Origin of the sequence: Clostridium sp. AF34-13 (genome assembly GCF_003477845.1) — a bacterium.
Classification (GTDB): domain Bacteria; phylum Bacillota; class Clostridia; order Lachnospirales; family Lachnospiraceae; genus Butyribacter; species Butyribacter intestini.
Window position 1 is genome coordinate 169,700 of record NZ_QUEB01000008.1, and the last position, 11,096, is coordinate 180,795.

At 36.5% G+C, this 11,096-nt stretch carries 8 protein-coding genes; 4 read left to right on the plus strand and 4 right to left on the minus strand.

Annotated elements, in window-relative coordinates; all coding sequences use genetic code 11:
• Positions 1-124: 124 nt before the first annotated feature.
• The gene (locus tag DWZ63_RS08615) at positions 125-2,509 is read right to left on the minus strand and encodes a UvrD-helicase domain-containing protein (RefSeq protein WP_118499509.1); all 2,385 of its coding nucleotides are present in this window, start codon (positions 2,507-2,509) and stop codon (positions 125-127) included.
• A gap of 15 nt (positions 2,510-2,524) precedes the next feature.
• Complete coding sequence (locus DWZ63_RS08620) at positions 2,525-3,394, minus strand: prephenate dehydrogenase/arogenate dehydrogenase family protein (RefSeq protein ID WP_055946156.1); 870 nt, start codon at positions 3,392-3,394, stop codon at positions 2,525-2,527.
• Between the two features lie 286 nt (positions 3,395-3,680).
• Here DWZ63_RS08620 and DWZ63_RS08625 point away from each other — a divergent pair, with 286 nt between their 5' ends.
• From DWZ63_RS08625 to DWZ63_RS08640, 4 genes are read left to right on the plus strand one after another with little or no spacing between them, the layout of a single operon-like run.
• On the plus strand, positions 3,681-6,458 hold the full coding sequence (locus DWZ63_RS08625; RefSeq protein WP_055946161.1) for a transglycosylase domain-containing protein: 2,778 nt from the start codon (positions 3,681-3,683) through the stop codon (positions 6,456-6,458).
• Positions 6,459-6,473: 15 nt separating this feature from the next.
• Positions 6,474-7,139 (plus strand): hypothetical protein, encoded by a 666-nt coding sequence (locus DWZ63_RS08630; RefSeq protein ID WP_055946163.1) that lies wholly within the window; start codon positions 6,474-6,476, stop codon positions 7,137-7,139.
• 8 nt (positions 7,140-7,147) lie between these two features.
• Positions 7,148-8,164 (plus strand): GNAT family N-acetyltransferase, encoded by a 1,017-nt coding sequence (locus DWZ63_RS08635; protein ID WP_055946166.1) that lies wholly within the window; start codon positions 7,148-7,150, stop codon positions 8,162-8,164.
• A gap of 58 nt (positions 8,165-8,222) precedes the next feature.
• Entirely contained in the window at positions 8,223-8,441 is a 219-nt protein-coding gene (locus tag DWZ63_RS08640) for a hypothetical protein (protein WP_055946169.1), read from the plus strand.
• 267 nt (positions 8,442-8,708) lie between these two features.
• Here DWZ63_RS08640 and DWZ63_RS08645 read toward each other — a convergent pair whose 3' ends face one another.
• Positions 8,709-10,361, minus strand: coding sequence for a Na/Pi cotransporter family protein (locus DWZ63_RS08645; protein WP_055946172.1), 1,653 nt, complete (start codon positions 10,359-10,361; stop codon positions 8,709-8,711).
• 166 nt (positions 10,362-10,527) lie between these two features.
• The gene (locus DWZ63_RS08650) at positions 10,528-11,043 is read right to left on the minus strand and encodes a hypothetical protein (RefSeq protein ID WP_055946175.1); all 516 of its coding nucleotides are present in this window, start codon (positions 11,041-11,043) and stop codon (positions 10,528-10,530) included.
• Positions 11,044-11,096: the final 53 nt, after the last annotated feature.

An 11,096-nucleotide genomic window follows, 5' to 3' on the forward strand; every position in this document is an offset into this window, starting at 1 on the left:
TTATCTTCTTGTACCGAATTTGTGAACGATAAAATCATATAGCACGAAGTGCGGCAGATGCGATGCATCTGGATTTTGTCATTATTATATCATAAGATAACCGTTATATCTAGTAGTATAATAGTTATTTTTTCTTAAGTTTTGCAAAGGAAGCCATCATTTTGCGTGTGGTTTGGTTGTCAAATTCAACAGTCACCATATAATCACCTGAATGCTCAGTCATATCCTTGACTACACCTTCTCCAAACTTGATGTGTGAAACTCTGTCACCTGTTTTATAATCAGGCGTGGAAGAGGAAGCAGTGGCAGCCTTAGTGTTTCCGAAGCCCTTTTTGATAAGAGGATTGTCCAGGAGTCCGATGCCTGATGCCTGATGCTGTTTTTGTTTTACTTTTTTTTCCGCAAGCGGATTCCAGGTTGTGGCTGCTGCATCTGGTTTTTTATATATCGGAGTCTGCTGCATTTTTGGCTGCATTTTGAGGAAGTCTGCCGCACTGTAGCTTCCGGATGTTTTTTTTGCAGACTGCGTGGTCTGTTGTTTTGCCGGACCTGTTTGCTTGATAAGATAGCGGGGTATCTCATCTATAAAGCGTGATGGTCTGTAGAATTGCATTTCGCCGTTTCTAAACCTTGCTTTAGCACAACTGAGTGAAAGTTTTTTCTTTGCACGCGTTATGCCTACATAGCAGAGTCGCCTTTCTTCCTCCATCTCCTCAGGGTCATCACCTGTTACTGCCATATATCCTGGAAAGATGCCGTCTTCCATGCCGACAAGGTAGACATACGGAAATTCAAGACCTTTTGCACTGTGAAGTGTCATAAGGAGAACAAGGTCATTACTCTCATCCACATTGTCAATATCAGCTACAAGAGCTATCTCCTCAAGAAAACCGCTAAGCGATGGTTCTTCATCGTCACAGCTTTCAATGTATGATGCAATCTTGTTGACAAGTTCCTCGATATTTTCTATACGGCCTTTTGCTTCCTCGGTATCTTCTTCCTCAAGAAGCTTTACATAACCTGTTTCGTCGATGATTTCTTTTATGAGATCATCAAGACCATAGCCGTCCATCTCTAAATGTCTCTTAAATGACTCGATAAGATTTACAAAGGAATTTATCTTTCCGGTACTTCGTTTGACACCATCGATGTAATCACAGTTTTGCAATGCTCCGTAAAAACTTGTTTCATGCTCTATGGCATAAGAGGTTATTCGGTCTATCGTTGTAAGTCCTATACCTCTTTTTGGAACATTGATTATTCGCTTTACCGATATGTCATCAAGACCATTTTCTATCGTGCGGAGATAGGCGAGCATATCTTTTATTTCTTTACGCTGGTAGAAGTTTACAGCACCGACTATCCTGTAAGGAATATTGTTTGTTACAAGTTTTTCCTCGAAAATACGTGACTGGGCATTTGTTCTGTAAAGAATTGCAAAGTCCTTATAGTCTGCCTGCCCGCTTCTTGTGACTGCTGCAATGGCAGCAGCGATGGAAGATGCCTCGTCATAATCGGAATCAAATTGTGAGAGATATATAAGATCACCTTTTTCGTGCTGTGTCCAGAGAGCCTTATCTTTTCTCACCTGATTGTTTTTAATAACAGCATTTGCTGCATCAAGGATGTTCTGGGTCGAACGATAGTTTTCCTCAAGTTTTATGACTTCTGTTTCAGGATAGGAGTTTTCAAAATTCAGTATGTTTTTGATGTTTGCACCACGAAATTTGTAGATGGACTGATCATCATCACCTACCACACAAAGATTGTGCAATGTCTCACCGTTATCACCTTTTGTGCTGGCAAGAAGATGTATAAGTCTAAACTGTGCTGTGTTTGTGTCCTGATATTCATCAACCATTATGTACTTAAATCTGTTTTGGTAATATTCAAGTATATCCGGGTTTTCTTTAAAAAGCTGTACCGTTTTACAGATAAGGTCATCAAAATCGAGTGCATTGGCATCGTGAAGCCGTCTTTCATATTCTCTGTATGCTCTTGCATAAAGTTCTTTCTGGTGGTCGCCCATCGCCATTTTTTCGTATTCCTCAGGTGAGACAAGTTCGTCTTTTGCTGAGGAGATAGCGTTCATAAAAGTTCTTTCTTTATATTTTTTCGGGTCAAGGTTAAGAAATTTGATTATCTCACGCATAAGCGTTTTCTGGTCGTCACCGTCATATATCGTAAAACTCCGTGAGTAACCGAGTGCCTCAATATTTCTTCGCAATATCCTGACGCAGGTTGAGTGAAAAGTGCTCACCCATATATCATCAGCCTGTTCTGCAAGGAGTGACTGCACACGCTCACGCATCTCACCGGCAGCCTTGTTTGTAAATGTGAGTGCTAAAATGTTCCAAGGTTTTACTCTGTATTCATTTATCAAAAAGGCTATTCTGTGTGTAAGAACCCTTGTTTTACCGGAGCCTGCACCTGCAAGTATAAGGAGAGGTCCCTGAAAATGTTTAACAGCTTTTTCCTGTTCGGGGTTCAGTCCTTCTAATATATTCATTGTTACCTCCATTTATTAAAGTTTATCACGATATTTTTTTGCACTTTCAAAAAATTGCATCAGTTTGTCTGAATCACCACTTATAACTGCTTCTTTCGCATTTGTAAGAGTAGCAATGTATCTGTTGAGAAATGAAACTATTGCATCTGGGTTTGAAAGACAGATATTCTGCCACATTTCGGGGGAAGAAGAAGAAATGCGTGTTATATCCTTAAGTCCGCCGGCGGCAAGTCTGCCATATTTTCCGTCATCATCAAGCTTAGCCACGGTATTTATAAGAGAAGCCGATATGATATGAGGGCAGTGACTTATGGCAGCAGTTACATTGTCATGGGTTTTATAGTCCATTATCTCACAATGTGAGCCTGCAGTGATTATAAAATTTTTAAGCCATGAAGTATATTCAGCCGGGACTTCCTCAGTCGGAGTGAGAATGTAGTAGGCATCTTTAAGATATGATGAGTCGGAGTTTGCATATCCGGTTTTTTCAGAGCCGGTCATTGGATGACCACCGATAAAATTTTTGTTAAGTCCAAGCTCTGCTACGACTTTGTGGATATTTCCTTTTACACTTCCAACATCAGTAAGTAAACAATTTTCTGATATGTAAGGTGAGAGTTCGTTAAGATAAGAAATATTAGTAAGAACCGGAGCACAAAGAAATATAACATCACAATCTGAAAAATCACTTAGTGATGTGCTGATATTATCAACGATACCATCTTGTTTTGCTGCTTCAAGTTTTTTGTGTGTTTTAGTTTTATAGTAGTTATATGCAATAATATTGGAAGAAGGATAGATTTCTTTTAATGCGTGTGCTATAGAGCCACCGATAAGTCCAAATCCAATAAATCCAAAATTATTAAAAGAGAGTTGTTCAGTCATGATTTAACCTTTCGTTATTTTTTTGCTTCACGAGAAAAAGTTACTGTTCACACTTATAGTGCGGTAAGCAACAAAAAACCTCTCATATAGAGCTTCTTTTATTGTAATTCAGCTAAAAAATCATGTCAATATAATCTAATAAAACTTTACACATATCTCAAAAAATAGTATTATATGATGCAAGGGTCAAAAGCGGATAGCAATATTGCAATCCATGGCATTTGATATAAGATGGGCTGTTTTGGTGAAAAATAAGCCGTATTTGATTTTTAGTTGGAGGAAAGTTATGAACACTTTACGCAGATATGTTAAAAACGCGAAAGATGTATTCCGTATCATAGCAGGAGTAATAGGCAGTTATGCAGGAGTTATTTCCAATATAATAGGAACTGCTATGGGTATTCTGGCATCAGTAATGGTGATAGGCGGAATAGTAGGTTTGTGTGTATATGTTAAAGTGCTTCCTATGTTTACAGAGGCAAGAGAGGAAGTATTTGACAAACTTGTTCATCTTAGTGAAGATGATTTTGTAATGAAAGAAGACACGGTGGTATATGACTCAAAGGGTAAGCAAGTAGGTTCAGTAAATGCCGGAAGTTATAAATATGTCAAGATAAATGATGTATCGCCATATATTTATGAGGGTTATATTGCCGTGGAGGACAAGCGATTTAAGACACACGGAGGTGTGGACCTTGTTGCCACGATGAGAGCAGGTGTTTCGCTTTTGAAACACAACATGGAGATAACACAGGGTGGAAGTACGATTACACAGCAGGTTATAAAGAACAACCTGCTCACGCAGAACAAGAGTTACACAAGAAAGATTGCTGAAATTCTTCTTGCACCGACAATAGAGAGTAAATTTACAAAAGCTCAGATTATGGAGTTTTATTGTAATAGTAACTTTTATGGAAACAAATGTTATGGTGTTGGTGCCGCAAGCAAATATTATTTTGGAAAGAAGTGTGCAGACTTAGAACCACATGAGGCAGCGATGCTTATAGGACTGTCAAACAGCCCTGCATCATACAATCCTGTTCTTCATCCAAAGGCAGCATTAAAAAAGAGAAACAGTGTTTTAAGGATTATGTGTAAAGAGGGGGTTATCACACCTAAAGAGTACAAATCCGCACTGAAAAAGAAATTAAATATAAAGCAGTTTTCGGAAAAAGGTGGCAGTAAAGAGAGCTATGTTATGAGCTATGCTATCCATTGTGCAGCCATATCACTTATGGAAAAAGAAAATTTCAAGTTTCAATATGTATTTGATTCAAAAGAAGATTATCAGAAATACAATAAACAATATTCCAAAGTATATAGTGAAAAAATAGAGAGCATACGTTCAGGCGGATATAAGCTCTATACTTCAATAAACATGAAGAAACAGAAAAAACTTCAAAAGGCAGTAGATAACGGACTTTCATTTAATAAAGAAAAAGATGGTGATACTGGAAAATATGCACTTCAGGGGGCAGCGGTATGTATCAATAATGAGACAAACTATGTCGAGGCGATTGTCGGAGGTCGTGGAAAAAATGACCAGTATAATAGGGCATATCTTGCTGCAAGACAGTCAGGAAGTGCGATAAAACCGCTTATTGACTATACTCCCGGATTTGAATCAGGTATGTATTCTCCGTCTACCATAGTAAATGACCATAAATTTGTAAACGGACCATCAAATGCAGGTGGCGGTTATCATGGAAATGTAAGGATAAGAGAGGCAGTAGCAAGGTCGCTCAATACGGTAGCATGGCAGGTGCTTGACAATATTACCGTAAAATACGGATTGTCATTCCTTGATAAGCTTCATTTCCATAATATAAGTTATATTGATAATGACAATATGGCACTTTCTCTTGGTGGATTTACAGAGGGTGTGCGTGTAGTCGATATGGCGAAAGGATTTTCAACGCTTGCAAACAACGGAAGTTACAGTGACAGGACTTGCATTAAGAAAATAGAACATGTTTCTGACGGTGTAGTTTACAAGAATAACAATGAAAAAGATCAGGTGTATTCACAGGATGCTGCATGGATGATGACTGATGTGTTAAAGGGAGTATTTAATGAGTCATACGGAACGGGACGCAAATTAAAACTTGATAACGGTCAGATATGTGCAGGTAAGACCGGTACGACAAACTCAAGTAAGGATGTGTGGTTCTGCGGATATACAAAGTATTATACAACTGTAGTTTGGGCTGGTTATGACACTCCTAGAGCAATGCCGGGGGCTTCAGGTGCTTCTATTCCGGGTGTTATATGGAAAGATTATATGGATGATATTCATAAAAAATTAAAACCGGAAGACTTTATTATGCCGTCTACGATAAGTCTTGCAAAATATGATGGAAATGGAAATATCATAGAGGGAACAGCTATTTCAGGAAGCAGCAAAAGAACATATGGTATGGATTATTTCTCAAAGACAATTCTCTCTGAGAAAGCAGATGAGGTTCAGGTACTTAAGGATAAAAAATATCAGAAAGAAGTGCTTAAAAAACTCAAGAATTTTGAAAAGAGGTATATCAGTAATATCGCCGATTACTACGATTTGGAAAATGATTATAAGGAACTTACGGATATGATATCAAGTATCGTGGATGATGATGTAAGAACAGATTATGCGGTAAGGGCGAGAAATAAATATGACTCTTTAAAGGACGAGACAGTAAGCTGGAAGAAAGTAGTAAAAGCATATGAAAAACAGCAAAAAGAGGAGAACGAACGTCTTGCAGAGAAGAAGAAAAATGATTCAGAGAGAGCTTTGAAAAATCAGATTTACAAAAATAAGATAGAGCTTGCCAGAACAAGAATAAAGAGGATGCATGGTTATTTGTATCAGCCGTCAAATATGCAGCTTCTTATTGATTCGGCAAAAGAAGCCCTAGATGCTTGTAAAGGTTATTCAGAATATTATAATCTTAAAGCGATGTTTGATATGTATAAGAAAGAACTTGAGGAACTTCCGGTAAAGGGAGAAAGTAACAAAAAAAATCAGACGCCAACAGATACAAGTGAACCGGTGGCAACGGAAGAACCTCAGGAAGAGGAATAGAGGAGGAAGTGATAAATGGAAGAAAATAAAAATGATATAGATGAGCTTGTAAAAAGCATCGACTCCTCTTTTAAAGAGATGTCGCTTAAAGATATTGTTGCCACACATGAGGAGTATTTTGGGGCGGCTTCCCTGACAGAAAATGAAAAAAAAGAGGAGAAGCCACCAAAACAACCGGTGAAAAAAAAGCCTGAGAGAGTTAAAAGAACAAAAGATGAAGATTTTGACATGAAAAAAAAGGTATATAAGCCTGTTCAAGCTAATTTGAAAAAACGGGAGGATGACAATAAGGCGGAAAATCCTGTCAGAGTGGCTGATGCGGATAGAAAAAAAATTAAAGCGTTAAATGACAGGAAAATTAAGAATGCTGTAGAAAAAGAAAAAAAGCCTGAGATTTCTCCGGAGATAAAAGAACAGAAGAAAAATGAAAGGATTGAAAAGATAGGAAGAGCAGGAGGATGGTTTCAGACTATCTGTTACATGAATATTCCCATAATCGGTTTCATATATGTTCTCGTACTTGCATTTAGTAAAAAAACATCTGAAGAGAGAAAAGACTTTGCAAGAGGATACCTTATCTATAAGGTTTTAGTATGGATACTGGCGATAGTTCTTCTTTATTGTCTGTATAAACTTGGTCTTGGTTTTGTAGATGGAATATTATCTTTTATAAAGGCATAGGTAAAGTTATGAAAGTTTGTATATTATCGGGAAGTGAAAATCCAAATGGAAATACGGCTATTATGTGTGATAATGCAGCAGCATATTTAAAGGACATGAAAATAAAATACGATTTATTTAATCTGTATGAAGAAGAAGTTGATTTTGTAGCTGAAGAGATAAAAAAATATGATGTTGTCATAATAGCCACTCCAATTCATTCATTTTATTGCAGTGATGCGGTAAAAGAACTCATGGATTTTGCATTTGAAAATGAGGATTATTTTGATGGCAGGAGAAAAGAAAGTGGTATAAAGATAAAAAGTGCCATAATGGTATCTCATGGTTATGATGAAGGTTATGCGGTTGAGCCTTTTGAAATCGGATATAAAAGGTGGTGCGACCATGTTGGTATGGAATATGCCGGAAAACTGGCGATAAGGGACACTGGTGATATAAGAAATTTTATTTTTAGCGAGCCGACAAAAAAACATCAGGAATTTATAAAGAAAATATGTGGTATAGACGCTGAAGAACGGTCAGCAGCTATTTCAAGCAAAAGATTTTATCTGTCAGAAGCAAGTGAAAATAGGAGAGTATTTGAAAGATTATTTAACCTATATATATACGAAATGTCATCATATGCCGAATGGATGGGAGAATGTATGACAGAGGATGCACTTTTTATACCGGATAAAGTTTCAGAATATTTTGAAATGTCGGAAAAACAGCCGTTTATAATTAAAGTAAAAGGGAAAATTGCAGGACTTATTGTGTTTTTAGTACCGGACAGGGAAAGAGAACCTGATGAAGCAGATTTTTATATTGAGGAATTATTTATCTTAAAAGCATATAGAAAACAGCACATAGCAGAAGAATTGATAGAAGCTGTATGGAGTATAAATAAAGGCATATGCTCCGTGTGTGCATTAAAAGCAAATAAAGGCTCGGTTAAATTTTGGAAAAAAGTCATAAAAAAATCCGGGTATGAATGTGAAGTAAAAGATATGGACGATGTGTATTTCTATAATATAAAAATAAAATAACATTTGGAAAAAAGGAAATATTGTATTACAGGCAAATATATTAAATAATACACAGTATATGGCAATAAAGATAAAAAAGATTAATATTCAGGTAAAGACACTGGATGGAAAAACAATTTGTTCATATACAGTAAAAAATAAAAAGATAACACTTAAGAGTGGTGGTAAAAAGTATGTTAAATATACTATTGCAAAAAAGAATGTCAAGATTAAAAAAGCTGATTTAAGAAATATTGCTGCACCAAAGGTTTCTGGTATGATTATGTATAAGAAATAGTCTGTATAAAATTTAACATTATTGATGAAGCACTTTCTGATATGATGCGATAGTAGCTGATAGTGTTATAATCGGGCAGCAGACAGGAGTTCAAATATTTGCAGATTAAAATAATTAAGTTAAAATCCCGGAAAATCAAAAGAGAAGATTTTCCGGGATTGTTTTTATTGTATAGGCAAATGCTCGTAAAGCAGTGTAATGCCAGGAGCAAAACGCTGGTTTTGTGCTTTTTTATGTTAAATATTAAATTAAAACATTTTGGCGGTTTTACACGATTTCTTTCATTGTTATCTTTAGTATCTCATTTGAAATATTGAGTGCATGGTCGCCTATCCTCTCAAAATCAGTAAGCATTTCTGAAAAGAGTATGCTGCCTTCGTCAGAGCATTTTCCATCCTGAATACGTTTATACATATTGTTACGGAAATGTTCGGTCATATCATCTATTTTTTGTTCCATACAGGTCACATTTTCATGCCATTTCACAATATTTTCAGGTTTTTCAAGAAGCATATCCATAGTCTGGTCGCAGGTATCTTTTATTTCAGCTATCTCAAGATTGGCGTTGTCAGAAAAAATAATATTCTTTTCATGTATCATCTTGTAATATCCGGCAATATTGACAGCATGGTCACTTATTCGTTCTATATTGCTTGTGACCGTATAAAATGAGTTGAATATCTGGCTGCCGGCTTTTGTTGCTTCATGTGTAATTGCATTAGTTATATAACTCGATATTTCCTTGTTGAGAAAATCCACATATTCTTCGCGGCTTTCAACTTCTTTAAATTTTTCTTCATCACAATGCTCAAATACATCAAAAGAGTCGTGCACATTTTCCTTTGCCATTGCCGTCATTCTTGAAAGCTCGTTTCGTATTCCCTCGATGCATATAACAGAAATCATGGTTGTTTCTGTATGCACATTCTTTGGATCTAAAAGATATTTTACAAACATGCCGTTTTTGGTGCGGGCTTCATCTTTGCGGTCACGCAGTATAAGAGAAGCGGCTTTTGGAAGAAAACTGCCGATAGGAAGCAAAAGCAGTGTTGTGACGATATTAAACAATGTGTGAAGATTGGCTATCTGCGATGGAACAGATGCCGGTGTAATATGCTGCATAATGCTGATAAGAGGTGTTATCAGGCATAATATAGTGAACACGATAGTACCGAATACATTAAAAATGATATGTATAAGAGTTGTCCTTTTTGCATTTGTTGTAGTTCCGATAGATGCGAGAAGTGCAGTTATACATGTACCGATATTCTGACCAAAAAGGATAAATGCAGCACTGTTAAGCCCTATTACACCGCTTGCGGCAAGTGCCTGAAGTATTCCGACCGAAGCGGAAGAAGACTGTATTATCGCAGTAAATACCATACCCATGAGTATTCCGACAATAGGGTTTTCAACCTTTGTAAGCATATTTACAAATTGCGGCTCATTGGCAAGAGGTTTCATTGCGGAACTCATCATGTTCATACCGATGAACAAAACACCAAGACCGGCGAGTATCTCACCGACATGTTTAAGTTTTTCATTTTTCTGAAATACAACTGCTGCTACACCTATAAATGCAAAAAGCGGGGCAATGGCACCGACATCAAGTGCAATGAGCTGTCCTGTGATTGTAGTTCCGATATTTGCTCCCATTATTATCCAGGTTGCCTGTTCAAGATTCATTATTCCTGAATTAACAAAACCGACAACCATAACCGTAGTTGCGGAAGAAGACTGAATGACAGCCGTGATAAGTGCACCGGTAAGAACACCGGTTATCCTGTTTGAAGTTATTTTTTTGAGAATATCTCTCATCTGATTTCTTGCAGTCTGTTCAAGGCCATTGCTCATCATCTGCATTCCATAAAGGAATAGAGCAAGACCGCCTAGTAATCCCATTATATTTGAAAGGTTCATAAATTAAAAATCCTCCTAAAAAAAGAAAGTATAGTGATTTTATATGATGCATTAATTAAAAAATAATATCTGTCTTTTGGACTTTAAGTCAAGAATCAACCATTGATTTCAACTTGGTTAATTGTAGTGTATTGTTTTGATATTAACATCATAATCACATAGAAAACTATTGTATTAAGCCATTCTTTTTTTTGCCGTCGGATCTATGAAGATAACAGGTTACGATTTCGGTTGTTTTTGGAAAATGTAAAGAAATGTATTCAGAACAGACAGGATATAATGCAGATAATATAAAAACGGGCATGAAAATAAAGGAAAAATCTAAAATTCCTCCTTGTTTTCGTATGCGGTTTATCAGCTCATTAAATTGAAAATTTTCAGAAATGCTCAGCGTGTTTGTCGTGCAGATAAGTTCATAATGATACAGAGAATTATCATCTGTTCCGGATAAAGAAACACCGCCCTGTTCATCATTTGCGGTGGTATTATCTGTTGATGTAGCATTTGCATATAATTTATTTGCAGATATGTCATTTTCTGTTTGTAAAAAGAAAGGAGCTATAGTCTGAAAGTGCACTGTACCTGACAATTCATTAGTCAAAAGTGAATCGGTGCATATGGCAGGGAGTAAAATGAGAAGTATAATAAAAAATCTGCTGGTAAAATATTTCCTGATATTCATCGTATAACCTCCTAGTATAATAATGATGTAGTCAAACAAGACTACTTGGTTAA